This window comes from Deltaproteobacteria bacterium, from assembly GCA_016235345.1.
Classification (GTDB): Bacteria; Desulfobacterota; Desulfobacteria; order Desulfobacterales; family Desulfatibacillaceae; genus JACRLG01.
In genome coordinates this window covers 151736-175666 of record JACRLG010000013.1, presented here as the reverse complement: position 1 = coordinate 175666, position 23931 = coordinate 151736, and the positions used below count along the sequence as shown (strand labels likewise).

At 57.5% G+C, this 23931-nt stretch carries 23 protein-coding genes; 16 read left to right on the top strand and 7 right to left on the bottom strand.

From position 1 onward, the window contains the following. The first annotated feature begins 369 nt into the window (after positions 1-369). The 4 genes from HZB23_06910 (at position 370) to HZB23_06895 (ending at position 7400) form a co-directional block, all read left to right on the top strand. Positions 370-3921, top strand: coding sequence for a response regulator (locus HZB23_06910; GenBank protein ID MBI5844381.1), 3552 nt, complete (start codon positions 370-372; stop codon positions 3919-3921). A gap of 241 nt (positions 3922-4162) precedes the next feature. After that, entirely contained in the window at positions 4163-4351 is a 189-nt protein-coding gene (locus tag HZB23_06905) for a 4Fe-4S binding protein (protein ID MBI5844380.1), read from the top strand. 284 nt (positions 4352-4635) lie between these two features. After that, entirely contained in the window at positions 4636-5898 is a 1263-nt protein-coding gene (locus HZB23_06900) for a DUF362 domain-containing protein (GenBank protein ID MBI5844379.1), read from the top strand. Between the two features lie 179 nt (positions 5899-6077). After that, the gene (locus HZB23_06895) at positions 6078-7400 is read left to right on the top strand and encodes a (Fe-S)-binding protein (protein MBI5844378.1); all 1323 of its coding nucleotides are present in this window, start codon (positions 6078-6080) and stop codon (positions 7398-7400) included. A gap of 73 nt (positions 7401-7473) precedes the next feature. Here the strand turns inward: HZB23_06895 and prmC are convergent, their stop codons facing one another. The 5 genes from prmC to HZB23_06870 all read right to left on the bottom strand — a co-directional run bounded on the left by prmC (position 7474) and on the right by HZB23_06870 (position 13019). Next, positions 7474-8358, bottom strand: a complete 885-nt coding sequence (prmC, locus tag HZB23_06890) for a peptide chain release factor N(5)-glutamine methyltransferase (protein MBI5844377.1) — start codon at positions 8356-8358, stop codon at positions 7474-7476. Between the two features lie 11 nt (positions 8359-8369). After that, a complete protein-coding gene (gene prfA / locus HZB23_06885) occupies positions 8370-9434 on the bottom strand; it encodes a peptide chain release factor 1 (protein MBI5844376.1) in 1065 nt (354 codons plus the stop codon). 261 nt (positions 9435-9695) lie between these two features. Beyond that, positions 9696-9914 carry a 50S ribosomal protein L31 gene (gene rpmE / locus HZB23_06880; protein ID MBI5844375.1) on the bottom strand — a complete coding sequence of 73 codons (219 nt, stop codon included), beginning with the start codon at positions 9912-9914 and terminating at the stop codon, positions 9696-9698. A 75-nt stretch (positions 9915-9989) separates the two neighbouring features. Beyond that, positions 9990-11267, bottom strand: coding sequence for a transcription termination factor Rho (rho, locus tag HZB23_06875; GenBank protein ID MBI5844374.1), 1278 nt, complete (start codon positions 11265-11267; stop codon positions 9990-9992). A gap of 1029 nt (positions 11268-12296) precedes the next feature. Next, positions 12297-13019 (bottom strand): lipid-binding SYLF domain-containing protein, encoded by a 723-nt coding sequence (locus tag HZB23_06870; GenBank protein MBI5844373.1) that lies wholly within the window; start codon positions 13017-13019, stop codon positions 12297-12299. Between the two features lie 341 nt (positions 13020-13360). Here HZB23_06870 and HZB23_06865 point away from each other — a divergent pair, with 341 nt between their 5' ends. Together HZB23_06865 and HZB23_06860 are read left to right on the top strand one after the other, a co-directional pair. Next, the gene (locus tag HZB23_06865; protein MBI5844372.1) at positions 13361-13996 is read left to right on the top strand and encodes a hypothetical protein; all 636 of its coding nucleotides are present in this window, start codon (positions 13361-13363) and stop codon (positions 13994-13996) included. 126 nt (positions 13997-14122) lie between these two features. Then, entirely contained in the window at positions 14123-14530 is a 408-nt protein-coding gene (locus HZB23_06860) for a hemerythrin family protein (GenBank protein ID MBI5844371.1), read from the top strand. Positions 14531-14536: 6 nt separating this feature from the next. Here the strand turns inward: HZB23_06860 and HZB23_06855 are convergent, their stop codons facing one another. After that, a complete protein-coding gene (locus HZB23_06855; protein ID MBI5844370.1) occupies positions 14537-14773 on the bottom strand; it encodes an NRDE family protein in 237 nt (78 codons plus the stop codon). Beyond that, on the bottom strand, positions 14680-15213 hold the full coding sequence (locus HZB23_06850; protein ID MBI5844369.1) for an NRDE family protein: 534 nt from the start codon (positions 15211-15213) through the stop codon (positions 14680-14682). The genes HZB23_06855 and HZB23_06850 overlap by 94 nt, the downstream gene beginning before the upstream one ends. A gap of 145 nt (positions 15214-15358) precedes the next feature. Here HZB23_06850 and HZB23_06845 point away from each other — a divergent pair, with 145 nt between their 5' ends. The 10 genes from HZB23_06845 to obgE all read left to right on the top strand — a co-directional run bounded on the left by HZB23_06845 (position 15359) and on the right by obgE (position 23902). Next, entirely contained in the window at positions 15359-16648 is a 1290-nt protein-coding gene (locus HZB23_06845; protein MBI5844368.1) for an acetyl-CoA C-acetyltransferase, read from the top strand. A gap of 242 nt (positions 16649-16890) precedes the next feature. Continuing rightward, entirely contained in the window at positions 16891-17070 is a 180-nt protein-coding gene (locus HZB23_06840) for a hypothetical protein (protein MBI5844367.1), read from the top strand. Positions 17071-17076: 6 nt separating this feature from the next. Further along, on the top strand, positions 17077-17781 hold the full coding sequence (locus tag HZB23_06835) for a hypothetical protein (protein ID MBI5844366.1): 705 nt from the start codon (positions 17077-17079) through the stop codon (positions 17779-17781). 103 nt (positions 17782-17884) lie between these two features. Next, positions 17885-19141 carry an AAA family ATPase gene (locus HZB23_06830; protein ID MBI5844365.1) on the top strand — a complete coding sequence of 419 codons (1257 nt, stop codon included), beginning with the start codon at positions 17885-17887 and terminating at the stop codon, positions 19139-19141. Then, positions 19138-19797: a hypothetical protein gene (locus tag HZB23_06825; protein ID MBI5844364.1), complete on the top strand. Its 660-nt coding sequence runs from the start codon at positions 19138-19140 to the stop codon at positions 19795-19797. Before HZB23_06830 ends, HZB23_06825 begins: the two co-directional genes overlap by 4 nt. Before the next feature lie 14 nt (positions 19798-19811). Next, a complete protein-coding gene (locus HZB23_06820; protein MBI5844363.1) occupies positions 19812-20657 on the top strand; it encodes a DUF1566 domain-containing protein in 846 nt (281 codons plus the stop codon). A gap of 144 nt (positions 20658-20801) precedes the next feature. Beyond that, positions 20802-21602 (top strand): hypothetical protein, encoded by an 801-nt coding sequence (locus HZB23_06815; protein MBI5844362.1) that lies wholly within the window; start codon positions 20802-20804, stop codon positions 21600-21602. A gap of 273 nt (positions 21603-21875) precedes the next feature. Next, positions 21876-22244, top strand: coding sequence for a 50S ribosomal protein L21 (gene rplU / locus HZB23_06810; GenBank protein MBI5844361.1), 369 nt, complete (start codon positions 21876-21878; stop codon positions 22242-22244). Between the two features lie 186 nt (positions 22245-22430). Continuing rightward, the gene (gene rpmA, locus HZB23_06805) at positions 22431-22724 is read left to right on the top strand and encodes a 50S ribosomal protein L27 (protein MBI5844360.1); all 294 of its coding nucleotides are present in this window, start codon (positions 22431-22433) and stop codon (positions 22722-22724) included. A 131-nt stretch (positions 22725-22855) separates the two neighbouring features. After that, on the top strand, positions 22856-23902 hold the full coding sequence (gene obgE, locus HZB23_06800) for a GTPase ObgE (protein MBI5844359.1): 1047 nt from the start codon (positions 22856-22858) through the stop codon (positions 23900-23902). Positions 23903-23931 lie beyond the last annotated feature (29 nt).

The window sequence follows — 23931 nt, the reverse complement described above, 5'->3', positions numbered from 1 at the left end:
GCGTGAAAATTTACCGCCGGACCCAAACTCCGCTTTGTGGTTTGCCGACGATCCGAAACTCGATTCGGCCCGGAGCCTGCGAGCTTCGGCTGAAATTATGGTATCACGCCGGAAGGCCGGGAAACAAGGCCCCAGACGTCCTCGCCGGCATTTGTCCGCCCCCTTGCGCCCGGAGCCTGCAGGATGAATTATTTTCTTTATCCCGGCCATCTTTTATTGTTTAATACCAGGTGTCGTATCCTCTGTCTCTCCCCCAGGCCCTTGGCGACGCAGCGCGTTACAAAAGTCTTTGCCAAACAAGGGCAATGGGGTTATTATAACAGGATAGCGGGGGGAGAACTTCAAAAAGACCGGGCGGACAAGAAGGCAATGGCCAAAGAACAAGCAGGGAAAAAGCGCACCGTCTCCCTGACCATCAAGCTGGCGGCGTCATTTGCGGTGTTCGCCACCCTCATAGCGGCAATGCTGACCTATGCCCTCTATTCCGAAGTCAGGGGCCGCCTTAAAGAGGACATCCGGGTGCGCTTGAGGGACGTGGCCGCCGTGTCCGCTCTTCTGGTGGACGCCGAGGCCCACGCGCTCCTCACCCATCCGTCCCAGGAAAGCACCGACCAGTACCGCAGGATTCGGGAATCCCTCCAGCGGGTCCGGGGCCGCGCAACCGAGGTGCGCCATGTCCGCACCATGCGGAAAAATGAAAAGGGCGAAATCGTCTTCGTGGTGGACGCAACCACTCGATCAGGCGAAATGGCCCACATAGGCGAGGTCTACAAGACCGCGAGCAAGGCCCTTATAAGCAATTTCGACACCCTTGCCGAGCCTTTGGTGGAAAACGGCTTCTACGCCGATAAGCGGGGAACCTGGCTTTCCGGCTACGCTCCCTTTTACGACGCCCAGGGCCGCCGGGAAGGCATCATCGGAGTCGATATAGCGGCGGGCTCCATCCTCGAAAGCCTGATCCTTTTCCGTGTCCGGGCTATTTTCGTCCTGGCCTTCACCATGCTTCTGGCCGTGGTGCTGGGGCTTTTGCTGGGCCGCCGTCTTGCCTCGCCCATAGCGGGCCTCACCCAGGCCGCGCGGAGGGTCGCGGAAGGCGACCTGTCCATGCGGGTCCCGGTGATGACCAGCGACGAAACCGGCGAGCTGGCCGCCGTGTTCAACGACATGACCGCCAGGCTCCACGAGTCGCGCCAAAGGCTCACCACCGAAATCGAGGAGCGAAGGTCCGCCCAGGCCGCACTTTCCCAGAGCGAGGAGGAGTTCCGCAAGCTCTACGGCGACGCCACGGTGGGCCTTTACAAGACCACCTTTCCCGAAGGCCGGATTATCACGTGTAACAACCGTTTCGCCAGAATGCTGGGTTTCGCCTCCTCTGATGTGGTCCCGGAAATCCGCCTGGGCTCGGAACGCTACGTCAACCCGGAACAGCGCGAGGAACTGAAACGCCTGCTTCTGGAAAAAGGCACGGTGGATTCCTTCGAGGCCCTGTTCTACCGCGAGGACAACACCACCTTCTGGATTCGCTTTTCCGCAAGGCTCGTTGACCACGGCGAAAACATAGAGGGCATGGCGGTCGATTTCACCGAGGAAAAGACCGCAGTCGACCGCCTGAAGGCAGCCGAGCAGAAATACAGGGGCATTTTCGAAAACGCGGTGGAAGGCATTTTCCAGTGCGCGGGCGACGGCAGGATCCTTTCGGCCAACCCCGCCATGGCGCGCCTCATGGGCTATGAATCAGCCGATCAACTGATCTCACGGGTCGAGGACTTCCCCCTGGCCTTTTTTGCGGCCCCGGAAAAGCGCGAGGACTTTTTTCGCCAGATTTCGGCTAAAGGCTCGGTTTCAGGTTTCGAGACATGCTTTCTAACCAGCGACGGCTCCCTTCGCCACGGTAACATCTCGGCCAGGGCGGTTTACGACGAGGGCGGCCTTCTGGCCCTTCTGGAAGGCTCCCTTGAGGACGCCACGGAACGTCGGCGGGCCGAGGAGCTGGAAAAGGCCAGGATAGAGGCCGAGGCCCGGCATCGGGCCACCCGCACCTTTCTGGGCGACCTGGGCCGCCAGATGCGCACCCCCATGAACGCGGTGACGGGCATGGGCCAGCTTCTCCTTGCCACGGAGCTTGCCCCCACCCAGCGGGAATACGTGGAAACCCTAAAGGCCGCAGGAGAGCGTATGCTCACCCTGGTGGCCGACATGCTGGTTCTTTCCAAAGCGGAGGCCAGAACCTTGGAACTGGAAAAGATCCCCTTCAATCTTCTGGAACTGGTGGAAAAGACCTGCGAGGCCATGGCGGAAAAGGCCCACGAGAAAAACCTGGAACTTCTCTGCCAGGTGATGCCAAACACCCCGCACAACCTTCTGGGCGACCCCTTCCACTTGAGGCAGGTCCTGGTCAACGTCACCGCAGCCATTCTCGGCATAGCCCCCGTGGGCGAGGTCTCGGTCTCGGTACAGCCCGTGAAGGACCCCTTGAGGAAGGATTCGGGCGAAGGCGTCCAGTATTGCGTGGAATGCGCCGAGGGAAGGCTCCCCACCGAAAGCGTCGCGGCGCTTTTCGCCTTTTTCGCGCGCATGGGCGGCGAAGCCCAGTCGGGCGCGGGCGACCAGGCCCTGGGGCTAAGGATCGCGGCCCAACTGGTGGAACTCATGGGCGGAACCATATTCGCCAAAAACAACGAAAGCGGCGGCTGCGCCCTGTGTTTCACCACCTTTCTGGAGCGCCAGAAAAAAAGCGCCGAAGCCGCTTCGCCCTCCTCCCCCTTGAAGGACCTCTCCATACTGGTGGCGGACAACGACACCAAGAGCCGCAACCTTTTGAAGGAAGCCTTGAACGAGGCCGGAGCGCGGGTGACCGAGGCGGAGGACGCTCAGAGCGCCATAACGCTTCTCAAGGACGCCTGGATGCTCCCCCGGCCCTTTGACGCCGTGCTCATTTCGCGCACCATGCCGGACATGGACGGGCTGGAAGCCGCCGAAATCATAAAGATCGAGCATCTCTGCCCCGTGGCGGTTCTGGTTCTGGGTTTTTCCGCCACCCACGAGGATGTGGAACGGGCGCGGGAAATCGGCATCCACCACTTTCTCAAAAAGCCCCTCAAAAAGGGCCAGGCGGTCAGCGTGCTGCGAAGCGCCGTGCGCCAGGAAAGGGGCGACAAGAGCGGCGAGGCCGACGACGGCGAGGGCCTGCCGCCCATAGACATCCTTCTGGTGGAGGATTCCGAGACCAACCGCTTCGTCATACGGGCCTATCTCAAAAACACCCCCTGCCGCATCCACATCGCGGAAAACGGGGCCAAGGCCGTGGAAAAGTTCATGGCCCAGCCCTTCGACGTGGTCCTTATGGACATGCAGATGCCGGTGATGGACGGCTATGAGGCCTTAAGTCTCATAAGGAAGTGGGAGAAGGAGAACCGGGAGAAGAAGACCCCCATCATAGCCATGACAGCCGACGCCAAGGAAGACGACGAGGTGCGCTACATAGACACCGGCTTCGACGCCCTCCTGGCCAAGCCCATCAAGAAGAACTCCCTGCTCACCATGCTTTTGCATCAAATACTTGGCAAGAAGACGGTCGCCCCCAAAAAGGAGGTCGACCGCATAATGGACACCCTCGGAATCGGCGGGGACGAGCCCATTCTGGCCTGGGTCAACCCCGATCTGGAGGAGCTGGCCCCCCAATATCTGAAAACACTGGCGAAAAGCGCCGACACCATGATGGTTTGCCTCGGCTCTTCGGATTTCGATACGGTGCGCACCCTTGGCCACCGCATGAAGGGCGAAGGCAACGCCTTCGGATTCGAGGCAATAAGCCGCCTGGGAGCCGTGATCGAAGACGCCGCCGCCCGCAAAAACAGCCAGAAGATTTCCGACTACGTCGAAAAGCTGCGCGATTTTCTCACCCGCGTCGAAATCGTCTGACAATCACCCCCCGCAGCAGAGGCGAATGCATCGCTGTCGGCCACAGGGCCGCTTGGCGGTGTATTCCGAACGCCTTTGGCATCTTCATGCAATTCAACCTTGACTCGCCGGATTTGTTGTTATAACCAAGCCAAGGCCGAATTTTGCCGGTTTCCAACAGCCTTGAAAAAGACTTGAAAGGCTTTCACATTAGAAGAACGCGCAAGGCGTTTTTTGACAACCCCAGAAAGGAGACAGTCTCATGGCTTTCAATCCCATCGTCGATCATGACAAGTGCGTAGGTTGCGAGGAGTGCGTGGACGTTTGCCCCGTTGACGTTTACGAAATGCAGGATGGAAAATCCGTGGCCGTCCAGGCCGACGAGTGCCTCGGCTGCGAAAGCTGCGTGGAAGTTTGCGAGCAGGGTGCCATCACCATAGAAGAAACTTAGGCAGGCTGTGTAAAAACGCGAACTGCTGTGTCAGGCGCGAGCCGTGCATGACTGTGCACATCGCATCTCCCGCTCGGCTCGCGCTTCCCCTTTCATCGTTTTTACCCAGCCTGCTTAAGGCTTGCGGTTTAGAACGGTGATTGCAAGGCAATTTCCAAGAAAATGCGGCGGGTCGGTTTTTTTGATTTCGGAAGGCGGGGCTCCGGGCTGTGGTTCGGCGTCCCGCCTTTTTTCGCCTGAAGGATTGTAAACCGCGCGGCAAGGGATGGACCGTGAGCCACGGCATACAAAAAATCCGTTTTCCCGAAACGGCGCTTGTGGGGCAGAGCCTCTTCAAGGCGGCGGATTTGGACGCCTTTGAGGCCGTGGAAAAGGCCCTTTTTTCCATAAGGGAAAATCTTGTTGTAAGGCCGGGCCAAACGGTTGCCGTGGGAGTGGGAAGCCGGAACATCGACCGGATCGGCGAAATTGTCGCAAAAACGGTGGAGTTCCTTCGCGACCTGGGCCTTTCGCCCTTTCTGGTCCCGGCAATGGGCAGCCACGGGGGGGCCACGCCGGAAGGCCAGATCGAGGTGCTGGAATCCCTGGGCGTGAAGGCTGCGGGAATGGCGGTTCCGGTGCGGGCGGGCATGGGGGTGAGGGAGCTTGGCCGCCTTGGCCCCGGCTGCCCGGTGTTTTTTTCCGAAGACGCCCTTTCCGCCGACCACGTGGTCATCATCAACCGCATAAAGCCCCACACCAAGTTCACCCTGCCCATCGAAAGCGGGCTTTTGAAGATGCTTTCCATCGGCCTTGGCAAGGAAAAAGGCGCGGCGGCCCTTCACAGGGCGGCGGCGGGCCTTGGGTTCGGGATTATCGAGCGGGCCGGTTGCCTCATCCTGGAAAAAATCCCCCTTCTTTTCGGCCTGGCGCTTCTGGAGGACGGCTTCGGAAAGCTCTCCGGCGCACACCCGCTTTTGCCCGAAAACCTGGTTGAAGGCGAAAAATCGCTGTTAAAGGAGGCCTACGCCCTTCTTCCCCGCGTTCCCTTCGATAAGCTCGATATCCTTGTAATAGACCGCATCGGAAAGGACATTTCGGGCATCGGCATGGACTCCAACGTCACGGGCAGGCACCGGGACCTGACCGGCGATTTCAACGTTTCTCCCCGCCCCAAACGCATATTTGTACGGGAGCTTTCGGAAAAATCGGGCGGGAACGCCAACGGAATCGGCCTTGCTGATTTCACCACATCACGGCTTGTGGCCGCCATCGACAGGAAAAAAACCTACTTGAACGCCCTTGCGGCCATTTCCCCGGAAAAGGCGGCGGTGCCCATGCATTTCGACACCGATTCCGAGGCCCTTTCCGCCTGCCTTGAAACCTGCGGCTGCGACGATCCTCAAAAAGTGCGCCTGGTCAGGATAAAAGACACCGCACACCTTGATATTTTGGAGGTTTCGGCGGGCCTTGCCGGTGAAATCGCCCAAAACCCGTCCTTGAGCCTTGTTTCGGATTTCCGGCCCATGATTTTCGATTCGGAAAAAAATCTCATCTCCCTTGCCTGAGGGCAGATCCGTCCCATTTTCCCGTCCCCGCCGCCCCGTGAAAATCGTATATCAACCGATACTTGTTATAACTATTCTTGACAGCATCCTTTCATCCGTATAGATTGACCCGGATTTTTGCCCGGCCTTGGGTTCATGCGCCGGATGTATGCGGAAACGGAAACGGAGGAAGACGACGGATGACGAATCAGGTCGTAAAAATCGGCAAAAAGCGCAAGAGCGCTTTCATGGACATGGTGAAACAGATTCTTCCCGAAGGCGGAAACCTGGACGCCTGCCTCACCTGCGGGCTGTGCTCGTCCGGGTGCCCCGCAACGGGCATAGGGGACATGGACCCCCGGAAGTTCCTTCGCATGGCGGCCCTGGGCCTTGACGAGGAACTCACCACCCATCCCTGGGCGTGGCACTGCACCATGTGCATGCGCTGCATCCATGCCTGCCCCATGAAGATCAACATTCCCCAGCTCGTTTTCAACGTGCGCGGGTCCTGGCCCCGCGAGACGAGGCCCAAGGGCATCCTGGGCTCCTGCGACATGGCCTTGCGGAACGACTCCTGCTCGGCCATGGGAGCCACGGAAGAGGACTTCGAGTTCGTGGTGAACGACATCCTGGAGGAAGTCCGGGCAACCCAGGTTGGCTGGGAGGAACTGGAGGCACCGCTCAACAAACAGGGCGCCGAATTCTTCCTCAATCAGAACTCCCGCGAGCCCGTCACCGAGCCGGACGAGATGGTGCCCCTGTGGAAGATACTCAGCAAGGTGGGCGCAGACTGGACCTACGGCACCAAGGGCTGGGCCGCCGAGAACTACTGCCTGTTCATGGCGGACAACGAGTCCTGGAAACACATAGTGGAAGTAAAAGCCAAGGCCGTGGAGGACCTTGGCTGCAAGGTCTGGCTCAACACCGAGTGAGGGCACGAACTCTTCGCGGTCCGGGCTGGACTGCAAAAATTCAAGATTCCCTTCAATTTCGAGATCAAGAGCATCATCCAGTATTACGCCCAGTGGATTCGTGAGGGCAAACTGCCGGTCAATTCCGACTGGAACAAGGACTTGAAGGTCAAGTTCACGGTGCAGGACCCCTGCCAGCTTGTTCGCAAGACCTTCGGCGACCCCGTTGCCGATGATTTGAGGTTCGTGGTGAAGGCCGTTGTGGGCGAGGAAAATTTCGTGGACATGAGCCCCAACAAGAGCAACAACTACTGTTGCGGCGGCGGTGGCGGATTCCTCCAGAGCGGCTACCCGGACGAGCGCCGCCAGTACGGCAAGCTGAAGGACGACCAGATAAAGGCCACGGGCGCGACTTACTGCATAACGCCCTGCCACAACTGCCACGCCCAGGTTCATGACTTAAGCGAGCACTACGAGGGCCATTACCACGTGCTGCATCTGTGGACCCTGATCTGCCTTTCAATGGGCTGCCTTGGGCCCAACGAGCGCACCTATCTCGGCCCAGACCTGGCCGACCTCCTCATGCCCGAAGTAAGGGGAGAGGAAGAGTAGCCATATCGCTTGTTCAACGCTTCACGAATAAAAAAGTCCCCGGACGGAGATTAAATCCGTCCGGGGACTTTTTTTATTGACCTTTGATCCGTGCCTTCGCAACCCGGAAATGCCCGGCGTAGTCCTTTACGAATTCGGGTTCGCCGAAACGGCCCGATTCGGTGAAAAGGGCTGTGGCGGCTTCCTTCTGGTCAAAGCCTATCTCGAAGATCAAACATCCGCCCGGATGCAGGAACTCCGGCGCGCGGGAAATGATGGCGCGTATGGCGTCCAGGCCGTCCGGGCCGCCGTCCAGGGCGGAGACAGGCTCGTGGCGGCAGACTTCCGGGCTAAGGGTGGGAATCACCCTTGACGGAATATAGGGCGGATTCGAGACGATCACGTGGAATTTTTCGCCGACGGGCAGGGCCGAGAACCAGTCCGACGCAAGGAGCCGGATATGGCCGAGGCCGAGCTTTTCCGCATTTTTCCTGGCCACTGAAAGGGCCTTTTCGCTTCTGTCCAGGCCGGTAAAGGCGTTTCCGGGCCTTTCCCAGGCAAGGGCGCAGATTATCGCGCCGCTTCCTGTTCCCAAATCCAGAACAGACATCGGGGCGAGGTCCTTCATGGAGTCCATTGCCGAAAGGGCGGTTTCAACGAGCATTTCGGTTTCAGGCCGGGGTATCAATACATCGGGCGAAACGGAAAAGGGCAGGGAGAAGAACTCGCGCTCGCCAGTTATGTGGGCCAGAGGCTCGCGGCTTGCGCGCCGTTTGATGATGTTTTTGAAGTCGGCAAGCTCTACGGCGGTGAGGGGCTGGTCAAAGCGCAGAAAAAGCTGCGTGCGGGTGAGGGAAAGGATTTTTGCGAGCAGTACTTCGGCGGTGAGGCGCGGGCTGTCAACGCCCTTTTCGGAAAAATACCCCGCCGTCCATTGAAGGGCCTTGCCGACCGTCCAAGTTTCGCTGGTCCGGGTCATGGCGGGCGGCCTTACCTTCCGGCTTGCAGGGCCAGGGCCTGGTGGTGGGTGGCAAGGGCCGAGACGAACTCGGACGGGTCGCCTTCCATGATGGCGTCCAGCTTGTAGAGGGTAAGGCCGATGCGGTGGTCGGTGATACGGTTTTGGGGGTAATTGTAGGTGCGGATGCGCTCGCTTCGGTCGCCCGAACCCACCTGGGTCTTGCGGTCCTTGGCCTGGGCCGCCGTCTGCTGGCCGAGTTCCTGGTCGTAGAGCCTTGCCTGCAGAGCCTTCATGGCCTTGGCCTTGTTTTTGTGCTGGCTGCGTTCGTCCTGGCAGGTCACCACGAGCCCGGTGGGCAGGTGGGTGATGCGCACGGCTGAATCCGTGGTGTTGACGTGCTGGCCGCCAGCGCCCTGGGAACGGTAAACGTCTATGCGAAGCTCGGTAGGGTCGATTTTGACATCCACGTCGTCAACCTCAGGCAGGACCGCCACGGTGACGGCGCTGGTGTGGATGCGGCCCTGGGCCTCGGTTGCGGGAACCCGCTGAACCCTGTGGGTGCCGGACTCGTACTTGAAGGTGGAAAAGGCCCCTTTTCCGGAAATCATGGCCACGATTTCCTTGAAGCCTCCCCGTTCAGCCTCGGAGGAGCTCATGATTTCGACGCCGTAGCCCTTGGTTTCCGCGTAGCGGGCGTACATCCTGAAAAGGTCCGCCGCGAAAAGCGCCGCCTCCTCGCCCCCTGTGCCGGCCCGTATTTCCAGGAATACGTTCTTCTCGTCGCTGGGGTCTTTGGGCAGAAGAAGCAGGGTGAGTTCCTGTTCGGCTGCGGCCTTCAGGCTGGTTAAGCGGTCAAAGTCGTCCCTGGCCATTTCCTTGATGTCCGGGTCCGGGTCTTTTGAAAGCTCCCGCACGTCGTCGAGATCATTCAGGATTTTCTTGTAGCCCCGGTAAGCCTCCACCACCGATTGAAGCTCGGAGTGCTCGCGCACGTATTTCTGGTAGGTCTCCAGGTTGGACACCACCTTGGGGTCGGAGAGAAGCCCCTCCACCTCCATGAATCTCTGTTCTACCCCGTGCAGTCGTTCGAGCATGGATCAGCGCCGATTTTTAATGACCAGTAAAAACAAACAATTCCGCCGGAAGGCGTATTAGGGGCTGTTTCCGAAAAAACTTTTGCATTCGGTTGCGCCTTCATCCCCTCCGACTGTGCCAGCGCTCCTTGCGAAATACGTTAAGTATTCCGCAAGCAGACGCGCCTTGTCGGCGGGGCGAATTCGCAACCTCGGTGCCACAAATTTTTTTCGGAAACAGCCCCTGCGCCCCCGGCGGAATCGAAACTGAGGAAAAAAACTCTACTTTTTTTCCGGTGCCTGAAAATTGGCGTACTTGCGGCGGAAACGCTCGATGCGCCCGGCCGAGTCGATCAGTTTCGGCTTGCCGGTGAAAAAGGGGTGGCACTGTGAGCAGATTTCCACGCTGATGTTGTCCATCACCGAGCCGGTCTCAATCGTTGCGCCGCAGGCGCAGCGGATGGAGGTGGGCTTGTAGTTGGGGTGGATGCCGTCTTTCATGTTGCTTCTCCTTTAAATGATCGAAAGCCCGCCTTAAGGCCGGATTCTTCTTTCTTCTGCCTTATGCGGCGCTCGCTACTGGTTCATCGAACGCAAAAACTCCTCATTATCTTTTGTTCCGCGCATTTTATCAAGTAAAAATTCCATGGCGTCCACCGGATTGAGGCTGGTGAGGAGTTTTCTCAGTATCCACACGCGATTCAGGACTTCGGGGCTAAGGAGGAGTTCCTCCTTCCTGGTGCCGGAGCGGTTGATGTCTATGGCCGGGAAGGTGCGCTTGTCGGCAAGGCGGCGGTCGAGCTGAAGCTCCATGTTGCCGGTGCCCTTGAATTCCTCGAAGATGACTTCATCCATGCGGCTTCCGGTGTCAACCAGGGCGGTGGCTATGATGGTGAGGCTGCCGCCCTCCTCCACGTTTCGGGCCGCGCCGAAAAAGCGCTTGGGCCTGTGCAGGGCGTTGGAGTCCACGCCGCCCGAAAGGATTTTGCCCGAAGGCGGAACCACGGTGTTGTAGGCGCGGGCCAGGCGGGTGATGCTGTCTAAAAGGATGACGACGTCCTTCTGGTGCTCCACCAGGCGCTTGGCCTTTTCGATGACCATCTCGGCCACCTGGACGTGGCGCTGGGCCGGTTCGTCGAAGGTGGAGCTTATGACCTCGGCCTCGACGGAACGCTGCATGTCCGTGACTTCCTCGGGGCGCTCGTCGATGAGGAGCACGATGAGGAAGACCTCCTTGTGGTTGGCCACGATGGAGTTGGCCACGTTCTGCAAAAGCATGGTCTTGCCGGTTCGGGGCGGCGAGACGATGAGCCCGCGCTGGCCGAAGCCGATGGGGGTCAGAAGGTCCATGATGCGCATGGAGTAGTTGTCGTAGCCCCGCTCCAACTGGATGCGGCGTTCGGGGTAGAGGGGGGTCAGGTTGTCGAAGAGGATTTTTTCCCGCGACACGTCCGGGTCTTCAAAATTGACCGTCTCCACCTTCAAAAGGGCGAAGTAGCGCTCGCTCTCCTTGGGCTGGCGTATCTGGCCGCTCACGGTGTCGCCGGTGCGCAGGTTGAAGCGCCTTATCTGGCTTGGGGAGACGTAGATGTCGTCCGGGCCGGGCAGGTAGTTGTAATCCGGGGCGCGCAGAAAGCCGAAGCCGTCCGGCAGGATTTCAAGGGTGCCCTCGCCGTGGATCACGCCGTTCTTTTCGGTCTGGGCCTGGAGTATGGCGAAGATAAGGTCCTGCTTGCGCATTCCGGAGGCGTTCTCAACGTTGAATTCCTTGGCCATCTTGTTGAGATCGGCGATTTTTTTGTTTTTGAGTGAGGCGAGGTTTAAGTTGCTTACCTCGAGCTTGTCTGGAGCCATTGTCGTTTCCTTGGGTTGTAGGCGTGTTATGTAGAAACCTTTTCGCTTTTACGATAAGGGGATTTCCTTGAATAAGGGCGTCGCACCGGCATTGGTCCCTGAAACGGGCCTGCGCGGGGACGCTTTTGAAAAATAATGGACCGACGCCTTCTTAGCCGCCTGGTGAAAACAATCACAGATTATCGACCGACCGGTCGGATTTATGACGGCTTCACAAAAAGTGCAAGTCAAGATTGGCGGCTTTTTCAAAAGCCTTGTTGCGCCTCCGGCAAATTCCGTGAGCCCGCAAAAAAGCCCCGAAAGGTTTTTGCACGACCGTCAAATTCGGCCTGCCACGGCTGCTCCGGCGGATTCGAGGAAGGCGCAAGGCCCTTTTCAAGTCCGGCCCTTGCGCCGTTTTCCGCCGCCTTCTTTGAAAAAGGAGTAGGGCGCGGAAAGAGGCTTTCTCGGACTTACGGAATCGGAGCGTGCAAAACGGAGGCGTAAAACCGTAAGACTGGTTTTATGAAGGCTTGGTTGCGGCCATCAGGGCATGTCCCAAAAAAGCGTCGTCGTGTGGGACAACCTTGTTCCGGGCCGGGGTTCGCGTTGACGGGAAGGAGTGAACTTTTCGTTCTTCCGGTCGGGGCGCTTAAGCCTCGAGGGGGTTGCAGTGGCACGAGCATCACGCCCTAATCGTACCGGGAACGGTCTCCTTGAAAAGACGGATCAGCACGTTTCGTATCTAAAATATTGCGTGCGTTTTTTCGATTTCGGAAGAGAAAAGAGTTCCAGGGAATTTTCCCGGTGCGAAAAAAAGACGGTTTTGACGCAGTGTTGTCCCGGCATTCCTTGTTGCCGGCTTATAGAGCCCATTATGATGGCACAGCCCCCCAACTTCATACTTGAATAATAGAGCAAGATAAGAGTCATTGTCAACAGAATTGGAAAATTTTTTTGACGCAGTGCGTCTTTTTTTTGACGCGACCGGCGAACCGGAAGGGCAAAAGGCCCGGCGCGTGGTGCGCCGGGCCTTTCCGGGCTTCCGGCTTATTTTTTCGCTTCCGGTTTTTCCTCCTTGGCGGGCGGCTTGGCGGCCCTGGTCAGGGCTTCGGCCAGGGGCTTGGCCTCGCCGGGCATGGGGACCTTCTTTTCCGTGAGGATTTCCGATGCCTTCAGTTTCTGGCCGTAGAAGGCGGCGGTGTCGTCCTCCTGAAACACGATGCGGGAGCCCTCTATGGCCACCCCGGCGTACAGGCCGCGCTTAACCTTGGAGTAGCTTAAAAGATTTGCCTCAAGGTCCGCCGTGGTAGTGGCCTCCTTGCGCTTCTTGGCGGGCCCGGCGGCCACCGCCGCGTCCACGCCCACGCCGAAATCGCCGCTCATGAAGCTTTTGAGGCCCTTTTCATCCATGATGGCTATCACCGTGTCCATCACCTGGACCCCGATCTGAAGCCCGGTGTTCAAGGCCCTGATGCGGAAAAAGGCCGGGGCGCTCCACTCGCCCTTCTCGTCCTTGGCCATGACGAGGCCGAATCCCTGCATGGCCCCAATGCCCCAGCCGATCTTCTTCATGCCCGGAAAAATGGCCACGGCCTTGCATTTTGCCAGGATTTCCTCGGGGATGGCCGTTTCGTCGCTTTCCATGAGATCGTTGAATGCCGCCACCGAGTCTGAAATGCGCTCCGTTCCCTCCGACTTTCCGGCAAAGGACGGGCTCGTGAAAAGAATGACGGACGCCAGAATCGCCGCAACCGCGATAATTTTCCGCATAAGGATTCCCCCAAGGGCTTGGTGTTGTACCGGCCGATTGCAAAGGGCGTCCCGGCTGGCCGCCCCTTTGCCTTAAATGATGTGCTTTGCCATGAAAATACTGTAAACTTATCTTAAGGTCAATGGGTTTGGGCAATCATGGGTTTGGGCAATCAAAATTTGGTTTTGGCCCGGAGGGCCTTGGCGATGAATAATGTAACGCATGTCGGCAACAATAAGGTGCGCCCATGAAAAGATTGCTGCTATGCGCCCTTTTGCTGGCCTTTCTTATTGCCTCTCCCGCATCAGCGCTTGCGAAACCCGGCGGCCCCAGGCTGAAGGAGGGAACGGATAAATGGGGCATGGGCCAGGTTTATGTTCGGAAGAACGGTAAATGGCTCAACCTCACCCGTTTCCGCAACCCCCACAATATTTACGATTTCAGCGTTTCGCGCGATGGAAGACGCGCCCTTGTGCATCACATGGATTTTAGCCCCACCAGGATTTCCGTTTACGATCTTGAAACTCTTAAAGCCCTTCACACGTGGAAACCCGGCGCTGGCGGAACATGGACCTGGAGCAAAACCGGCAGAATTGTGCTTGTCAACGGGTGCGGTACGGGCTGCGCACAGATTACCGTCTTCAGAATAGACGGGGGGATTATCTATCAAGGCCCTGATAACGAATATTCTGAATCGGCTCGAATAGCCATTAACCCGTCCGGCGAATATGCGGTTTTTTTGCCGCAAATGGAAAGTATGCCGGACCGTCCTGAAATCGTAAGGCTTGACGACGGAAAAATCTGGACCGTAAAGACGGAAAAATTAGTGGCCTTTGACTATGAGTGGCTATCTAGCGGCACAATATCCATCACTCTTCTGGTTCCGATGGATTATCCGGAAGATTATTATGGCGGCGACATCCCGGTTCGTATCAACGTATCAAAATACGTTAAAAAACATAACCCCGACCGGATTTATTCGGGCCACGCCCGATGACCGCCGCCGTGCAGGTGGTAAGCGAATTGAAAATTTTGGCCTTGACTTTAGGATTAATTATCAATATTATTTTGCGTGACAAAATTTCGGGTGGGTTTGGTTTTCAACAATAAAGGAGGATGGTACATGGCTTTTTTCATCTGGAAGGACGACTACTCGGTAAAGGTCAACCAGCTTGACGACCAGCACAAGCGGCTCTTCACCATGCTGGACGAGGTTTACGACAAGATGATGGAGTTCAAGGGCGGCGAGACCGTGGCCTCGGTGCTTTCGGGCATAGTGAACTACACCATGACGCATCTGGCCGACGAAGAACGCCTGATGCAGAGCTACGGGTATCCCGAATACGCCACCCACAAGCTGGCCCACGACAATCTCAAAGCCAGGGTGCAGGAGTATCTTGACAAGGAAGCGCGCGGCGAGCGGGTCGATCTCATCGACGTTGCGCTCTTTCTCAAAAATTGGCTCTTCAGCCATATAGCTGAAGTGGACAAGCGCTACAGCGCTTACTTCAATTCCCAAGGCTTAAGCTGATTCCCGTCAGATTCGAGTTCGAAAAGAGAACGCGGCCCCGGTGAAATCGCCGGGGCCGCAGTTGTTATAGGTGCGCTCGGAAAACGTGAGAACTCCTTTGTGGTCGATCAAAAGCACGGTGGAGCACCTTGTTCCGTAAACCGGGCTTTTCACGAAAACCGACGACAGAATCCGCTCGAAATCGAGCCCCACGCCCGTATCCGGCAGTTTGTCGTCCGGCGCGGTTTCCGTGTCAGCCAGCATGTCGAAAAGGGGCTCCAACCTTTCGGGACGCTGTCCCCTAGCCTCCTTACCCCCGTCAACCTGCTTGAAAACCAGAATATGTCGGCCCCGCTGGCAGCAACGAGATTGAAGGGGTTGTATTGGGCCGCTTCTTTCTCCACGCAAAGAAGCCACTCTTCGGGCGGTTTTTCTCCGCACAGAAAATCGGTTACCAGCCCTCCCCGGCTTGGCCGGTCGGCCCTGACCGAAGACGGGTCGCGGAAGTTGGTCAGAAGCGCCCAGCGGCCCTTTCTGTTCACTCCCATCCAGGTCCCGCCGTCCCTCTCGTCGCGCCCCGCCAGCATGTCCGGAGGCGAAGGCCAGAAATGCGCCGCCTTGGAGCCGCGCTCCAGGAACTCGTCCCGGTTACCGGCCACAATGACCGGAAAACGCGGATTGACGTTTATCGCGAAAAAATACACGCACATGGGTCTTCCTCCGAAACGCCCGCCCTTTTTGACCGGCTCCAGCCTTTTTGAAGCTCTTTACATCCTTTGTCAAATCTGGTTAAAACCGGCAGGAGAGAATTCCGGTTTCCGGTTCATAAAAAATGAAAGGATGTTCAAGATGAACGAGGCAGTTATCGTAAGCGGCGCAAGAACCGCCATCGGCTCCTTCGGCGGGGTTCTGAAGGATGTGGGCGTGGTAAGCCTTGGAAGCATTGTTTTGAAGGAAACCCTCAAAAGGGCCGGGCTCCGCCCTGTGGCCGAAGGGGCGATGCTGGCCACGGCTCCTGAAAAAATCCAGGAAAACGGCCTGATTCCCCTTGAAAAGGAATCCTACAACTGGGACCAGACCCTGACCCCGGTGGCGGTGGACGAAGTCATAATGGGCAACGTGCTCGTCGCGGGCCAGGGCCAGAACCCGGCCCGTCAGTCCATGATAAAGGCGGGCATCTGCCGCCAGACGCCGGCCTTCACGGTGAACAAGGTCTGCGCGTCGGGCCTGAAAGCCATAGCCCTTGGGGCCCAGTCCATCATGACCGGCCAGAGCGAGGTTGTGCTTGCGGGCGGCCAGGAGAGCATGTCGAACGTGCCCCTCGCCCTTCCCAAGGCCCGCTGGGGCTACCGCATGGAGCTAACCGGAACGGGCGAGATCACCGATCTCATGGTATTTGACGGCCTTTACGAAATCTTCTACGGCTACCACATGGGCGTCACCGCCGAAAACATAGCGCGCCTGTATGAAATAAGCCGCAAGGAGCAGGATGAACTCGGCGTGCTTTCCCACGCCCGCGCAAGGGCGGCCATCGCAAACGGCACCTTTGCCCAGGAAATCGTTCCGGTGGTGATAAAGGGCAGAAAAGGCGACGTCATAGTTGACACCGACGAGCGCCCCATGGACACCGACATGGAGAAAATGGGCAAGTTGAAGCCCGCCTTTGCCAAGGACGGCACCGTCACAGCCGGAAACGCCTCCGGCATCAACGACGGCGCGGCCTCGGTGCTGCTCATGAGCGCGAAAAAGGCCAAGGACTTGGGCCTTGCCCCCATCGTGAAGGTGAAGTCCTTCGCCTCGGCGGGCCTCGACCCGGCCTACATGGGCTTAGGGCCGATACCGGCCATCAAAAAGGCCCTTTCAGCCGCCGGAATGGGAATCAACGACATTGACGTGATAGAGCTTAACGAGGCATTCGCCTCCCAGGCCATAGCCTGCATGAAGGAACTCGGCATTCCGGTGGACAAGCCCAACCCGCTCGGCTCCGGCATTTCCCTTGGGCATCCCATTGGGGCCACGGGAGCGCGCCAGATGGTGAGCCTTGTCAACCAGATGAAGCGGGTAAACGCCAAAACCGGCCTGGTCTCCATGTGCATAGGCGGCGGGATGGGCATGGCGATGATCGTTGAGGCCGTCTGAGGGGCTCCCCAAAACGCGATCTGCGGTGTCAGGCGTCGTAGGACGGCGCGTCGCGTACTTTTAGTACGCGTCCTTCCCGTCCTCCTCGCCTTCCTTGCAGCTCATCGTTTTGGAAAGCCCCTCAAGGTCGCGGTTAGAAAAAGAATAAAAAAGAAGGGTTGCCGATCCGGGTGTTTCCTGGGAGCGCGGGCGTCCCGCCCGCAATGGGCGGCGAATAAAAACATAAAAGAAGGTGTCAGGCCATGTCACGCAGGCTTGGGGTTTTGGTGGTTTTCGGGGTTCCGGCCATTGTGGGCGGCGGGATCGTCTACGCGCTCGCTGGTCATTCATGGATCGCCGTGGGGGTGTTCGAGGCGGCGCTTTATGCCGGAGCGGCGGCCACGGCCTTTCTGGGCGTGAAAAAGACGGACGGGGGGCATTGATTTAAAATGCCTGTTTCCGATTATGAAAAGGTTATTTACTGGCCGCTTGGCCTCGATGTGTGGAAGGGCTTCCCGGTTTACGCCAGGGGCCGGATTTTGGATGGACGCCGGGAAGGGGCCTGGGTCTTTTTCCACAAAAACGGCCAAAAGCTGATGGAAGGCTCCTACCGGGCCGGAAAGCAGGAAGGCCCCTGGATCAAATGGTGGGAAAACGGCCAGATTCAGAGCCAGGGAAGTTTTCTTGAAGGCAAAATGCACGGAACATGGATCGACCGCTTCGACAACGGCGACATAGCCCAGCAAAGCGGGTGGGACCGGGGCAGAAGGAGCGGCGAGACCGTGGTGTTCGAGCGAGGAACCGGCAGAGTCCGAAAAAGCGCGAAGTTCGACCCGGCGCGTGAACAGGACCTGGGCTATCGGCTCATGACCGACCGGGACGCGGCGTTCGCCGTCAAATGCGCCCAGAGGGCGAGAATCCGCCGAAGCTGGGAGGTCCTGGTGGGAAAGCGCATCGCGGCCACCCTGGAGCCCTGGCACATAGCGAGCTGGATCATCTTAATGGTACTCGTTTACGGGGCGCTCACCAGCTGGGCGGACATGGGCGTCATGGCGGTGCCTGCCTCGGTGATCGGCGCAAGCATAGTCTCCGTGGTCATCGTCCTTTTCTCCCTCTGGTTCGACCACCACACAAGGCCCGACATCGGGCTGTGAGCCCGATCAAATTTATTGATATTTTAGAGAGTTCCGCTATGCTATATCGATAAAGGAAGGGGGCGGGTCGCCTCCACGTGTTTCCATTGCCCGGAGAAAAGTGATGATCCGCCGGATTGAAGCCTTTAATTATCGATGCTTGAAAAAGATTGATTGCAGGCTTGATGATTTTCAAATTCTCGTGGGCCAGAACGCCAGCGGAAAGACGACGTTTCTCGATGTAGTAACGTTTCTCGGAGACCTTGTAAGAGATGGATTAGATGCAGCAATCGATAACAGGACGAGCAATTTTCACGATCTTGTGTGGGGCCGCAAGGGTGATCGATTTGAGCTATCCATAGAATCGGAAATCCCGGAAAAGTATCGCTCCATTTTGGAGATGGATTTTTCTCTAGTACGATATGAAATTTCATTCGGACTTTCAGAAAATGGCGAACTGTGTATTTTGGCGGAACGCGGTGTTTTGAAAAATGACGAGCTGCCAACAATATCCCAGGAAAAATTAATTTTCCCGGACGCGCCGCCTGATGTCAGTACGATCTTGAGCCATGTGAGAAACCCGAAATTCAGAACCGTTTTTTCTAAAGTTTTGGGTAAAAATGACAACTATTACTCCGAAACATACAAGGAAAAAGGCAAAGGTTGGAAGCCTTCAATGCGGCTTGGGCCAAGGCGAAGCACCCTTGGCAATCTACCGGAAGACGAATCCAACCTTCCGGTCAGCACATGGCTGAAAAACCTGCTTGCTGAAGGCGTCCAGCAGATTGTCCTGAACAGCCAATTGATTAAGCGGGCAAGCCCTCCGGGACAAGCCCGCCAGTTCAAGCCGGACGGCTCCAATCTCGCATGGGTGGTGCAGAAACTAAAAGATGAGGCGCCGGAGAGGTTTTCCGATTGGGTCAGGCACGTTCGCTCCACACTTCCCGATATTGTGGATATCCGCACAGTTCTGCGCGAAGAGGACCGCCACCGCTATATTATGGTGAAATACGACAGTGGCCTGGACGCGCCGTCATGGATGCTTTCCGACGGCACCCTTCGGATGCTTGCCCTAACCATTATAGCATATATGCCGGATTTTTCGGGGGTCTACCTCATAGAGGAGCCTGAAAACGGAATACATCCAGGAGCGGTGCAAGCGGTTTTCGCCTCCTTGCAGTCGGTTTATGACGCTCAAATCCTTTTGGCCACACATTCCCCTGTAATTTTGAGCATGGCTGAAGCAAGGCAGGTTTTATGTTTTGCAAAGACCAAAGCCGGTTACGTTGACATTGTTCGCGGAGACCGTCATCCAAATCTGCGCGAGTGGCAGGGGGAAACCAATCTGGGGGAGCTGTTTGCCGGGGGTGTTTTGGGATGAGCCCCGAACAAAACGATTTGATCATTCTCGCAGCAGACGCAGATATCCACGCTACCTTGGAGGGATTGTTGTCCCGACCTTTGGATATGGGCATCAGGAATATAAAATACAAAATAATCAATCACCCCAACAGGGATTCAGGTTGCTACGGCAAATGCCACGAATTTCTGAGGCAGTTTTCAAGCCAATACGCCCACGCGCTTGTAATCTTCGACTTTGAAGGATGCGGCCAGGAGCACCCTTCAAAGAAGAAATCAAAGGAAATTGTTGAGCGGGAAGTCGAAGACCGCCTCAACGCCAACGGATGGGATAAGCGCAGTGCTGTGGTTGTATTGGACCCTGAGTTGGAAATATGGGTGTGGTCTGACTCCCGAAAAGTCGAAACCTGCCTTGGTTGGAAGGGCCAAAGCATGGGATTGAAAGAATGGCTTGTAAGCGATACCGGGCTTTGGATTAAAGACGCTCCAAAACCACACAGGCCCAAAGACGCCATGGCGAATGCCCTTCGAAAGGTTCGTAAACCCCAGTCAGCGTCCATTTTCAACGACTTGGCCAAAACTATCCCCCTTACAGGCTGCCTGGACAAATCCTTTGAAAAATTTCGACAGACCATGCAAAAATGGTTCAAACTCGACAGCCCCGACATCGGGCTTTAGGCCGCCGGGGAAAAATGCAAAGATTCGTCCTTCAAGACGGCGCGGTTAAGGACAATCAAACCGGTCTTGTCTGGGCGCGGGATGCTTCCATCAGCGAGTTTCCACTTGCCTGGAAAGAAGCCTTCGATTTTATCGGGGAGCTTAACCGCTCTCTTTTTCTCGGCTTCGACGACTGGAAGCTCCCCAACCGACGGGAGCTTTTCAGTCTCGTAAGCCACCAGTTAATCAATCCCTGCCTGCCCCCGGGTCACCCGTTCGTAAACGTGGAAAACACCTATTACTGGACCTCCACCACCTGCGCGAGGTTGCCGGAACAGGCTTGGTACGTGCACTTCGGCGGAGCCCGCGTGTTCAAGGGAATGAAGGACGTCTCCTACATGGTCTGGCCGGTGCGGGGGGCGGCGGGATACAAAATTTCGCGCGAAAAATGGCGCGGCGCAACACCCCTGGCTGCGAGGTTTTCCGTTCTCGGCCAAACAGTGACGGACCGCGCAACCGGACTTGTCTGGACAAAAAGCGCCGACTGCGCCAATGGTCCGCTCGACTGGGAATCGGCATTCAAAGAAGTGGAAAGGATGAACCGGGAGGAAAGATTCGGTTTCCGCAACTGGCGGATTCCGGGAATATCCGAGCTTGAAACCCTGGTGGACCTGGATCGGCACTCCCCGGCCATTCCTGCCGGGCATCCGTTTTCGGAGGTTCGGGACTTCCATTGGTCATCCACCACAAGCAAGTACGACGAAACCTACGCATGGGCGCTTTATCTGCGCGACGGAGCCCTGGGCGTGGGGGTCAAAACATCGCCCGAATTTTACCTCTGGGCCGTAATGGACGGAGATGCCCACGGGCTTCCGACATAATCCCCTGTCAGCGCTTTCCGATGTGGCTTGAAATGCGGGGGGCAGTCGGTTAATGAAATGCGCTCAACCAAGAGCGCCAATCTTGCCATGACCTCAACTTGAACGGACTGCCAAATGTTTTCAGTGAAAAAGATATCATCATGCTTGGCGGCTCTTCTCGCCGTCATGGTTTTTTCGGCTGCGGCCCTGGCTGACGGCGAAGGCCCTCCGCGCCCGGCCACCGCCGCAGAAAAGGCTCACTTTACAAAGTACAACAAGGCAATGATGGCCCTTTTGCCCGCCATGCCCAAGGGCTGGGAAAAGCGGCCTACCGACATTACGCCCCTTAAGGAAATGTCCGCATCCCAGGACAAATACCCCTGGTCCTTTTCCGTTGAATGCCTTTTCGAGAAAAAGCAGCCTGTTGACATGGGGCAAATGAATCGGGACATGGACACCTTCGGGGACATGACGGGCCGGATAAACGCCCTGATGGCCAAAATGAACGAGGCCATGGCGAGCGGGAATCAGGCCGAAATGGAGCGCATCCAGGCCGAAATGCAGAACGTGGCCCAAAACTCCGAGGGCGGAGAGCGTTATCAGGATATAGAAGCCGAAAACAGGCGGAACAACGCCCGAATCACAATCACCGTCAATTCAGGCGGCTTCGACAACATCGGCTTTAACAGCATTGCCGCTCCGCCCCACGCCAAGGCCGCCGTGCGCAGGATTTCCGCCGACAAGCCCGGCGAGCAGTCCCCCACCGCCTACACCTTTATCTTCGTGGGGCCGTTCAGCGTTCGTGAAAGCCCGGAAAATATAGAGGTCTATCCCGATCCCAAATGGCGCGCCAACCACTACATGAAAATTCAGACCGTGCTGGTGGCCATTGAGGCGGTGTCGGAGGTCTGCGACGACATCATTAAAAGGATTGACTGGAAGGCCGCAGCCGGACTCATCAAGTGATTTTTTTTGCAGGGTTCGGGTAAATTCGGGCCTGCAGGAGAGGCCCTCAAAAGCCGGCCTGCCCGCAGAAAGCCGGGCAAGGTTTATAATTCGCCGTGTTGGCGTGTTCATACGGGGCATTGCCTACAACATGTTGTGGATTAAACCTTGGCACGGAGTCTTTTTCCGGGTTTGTCAAAATTGGGTTGACAATAATCGCATATCAAAGCTAAGAAGAACGGTTTTCGGCGACCGGGCGACCGGCGCTCATCAAAGTTTTAAGGGGAGGAAGGCATGTACGCCATCATTGCTACCGGCGGAAAACAATACCGCGTCACCGAAGGCGAAACCCTTCGCGTGGAGAAACTTGTCGGGGACAAGGGCCAGAGCGTCAGCTTCGACAAGGTCCTACTGGTTTCCGACGGCGAAAACCTCACCATCGGGCGTCCCTACGTGGAAAACGCCCTGGTGACGGCTGGAATCGTTGAGCAGGACAAGGCCAAGAAGGTCCTGGTTTTCAAGACCAAGCGCCGTAAGCGCTATCGCCGCCTTAACGGCCATCGCCAGCCCTTCACCTCGGTGAGGATCCAAAAGATCGATACCGGCCTGTCGGCGGCCCCGGTTGTGCCAGAGGGCGCGGAAGCCGTGCAGGTCGAAGCCTGATGCAGTTTGCGGGATGAAGCGGGTTCTCTGAACCTCCGCCATCCCGTCAAAACCGCTCAAAGCTGAAATTTTTTCCATAAAAAAAGCCCGGTTGCGGCTTCTGTCAATAATCTTTCGGCCTTTTGCAGGGACTGAAAGGGTTGCGACACGCCGCGCTTTTGGCCGAGGTTTTGGAGGAATCTTATCATGGCGCACAAAAAGGCAGGCTCCAGTTCCCGCAATGGCCGCGATTCGGCAGGGCAGCGCAGGGGCGTAAAGCGTTACGGCGGCGAAAAGGTCCGGGCGGGCAACATTCTCATCCGCCAGGTGGGCACGAAGATTCATCCGGGCAACAACGTGGGCATGGGCAAGGATTACACCCTGTTCGCCCTCATTGACGGACGGGTGACCTTTGAGCGCTACGACCGCACCCGCAAGAAGGTGAGCGTTTACGCAGAAGCCGCTTCCGATGTTGCGGCGGAAGCAGTCGCCGCGTCTTAAGAAGCGGAAATCCGCTGGCTGATTGGCGTCCACAACCGGGGAAAACAGGCTTTTTCGCCTGTCCCCCGGTTTCGGTGTTTGTCCGCTCTTCCGGCGACCATAATCACATCCCTGTAAGGTAAGCTTTTCCTGTGCGATTCATAGACGAGGCAAGGCTTTCCGTTCGGGCCGGACACGGCGGGGCCGGAAGCGTGAGTTTCCGGCGGGAGAAGTTCATCCCCAGAGGCGGCCCTGACGGCGGCGACGGCGGCAAGGGCGGCGACGTGATTTTTGCCGTCACCCGCGACCACCGCACCCTGGCCCATTTCCGCCACAAGGTCCGTTTTGAGGCCGAAAACGGGCTTAACGGCGCGGGCGTCCAGAAGACCGGCCACGGCGGGGACGATCTTATCCTGGAAGTGCCTCCAGGCACGCTTATCAAAGATGCCGAAACCGGCGAGGTCCTTGCAGACCTCACCGAACCCGGCCAGAGCTTTATAGCGGTCTTTGGCGGCAGGGGGGGCAAGGGCAACAAGCACTTCGCCACGGCCACCCACCGGACCCCGCGTTTCGCCCAGCCCGGAGAGCCGGGCGAGGAAAAAAGCCTCGTCCTGGAACTGAAGCTTTTGGCCGACGTGGGCCTCATCGGCCTTCCCAACGCTGGAAAATCCAGCCTCATAGCCGCCATTTCCGGGGCCAAACCCGCCATCGCCAACTACCCCTTCACCACCCTTACGCCGAACCTCGGAGTCGTGGAAAGCCCCTACGGAGAGCCCTTCGTGGTGGCGGACATCCCCGGTCTCATAGAAGGCGCGCACCAGGGCCTGGGCCTTGGAGACCGCTTTTTGCGCCACGTGGAGCGCACGAGGCTCCTGGTCCACGTGATCGACGCTGCGGCCCTTTCCCCTGAAGATCCCTTGGCCCCATACTCTGTTGTAAGAAACGAGCTTTTGGCCTATAATCCCCTTCTATGCGAAAAGCCCGAAATCGTGGTGCTCAACAAGAGCGACATCCCGGAGGCAGCCGACGGTTTCCGCGCCTTTGTGAACGCCTTTGACCGTGACGTGATCTTCCTCTCGGCCATGGGGCGGGTGGGAACCCATGATTTCATGCTCCTTCTGGCCCGGAAGGTGGCGGCCCTGGACAAAAAGGCAAAAGAGGCGGCGCTGGAAGAGGAAAATTCCGACAGGCGATATTAGGCTGTCGGGACCAAATCAGGCGTATTTCA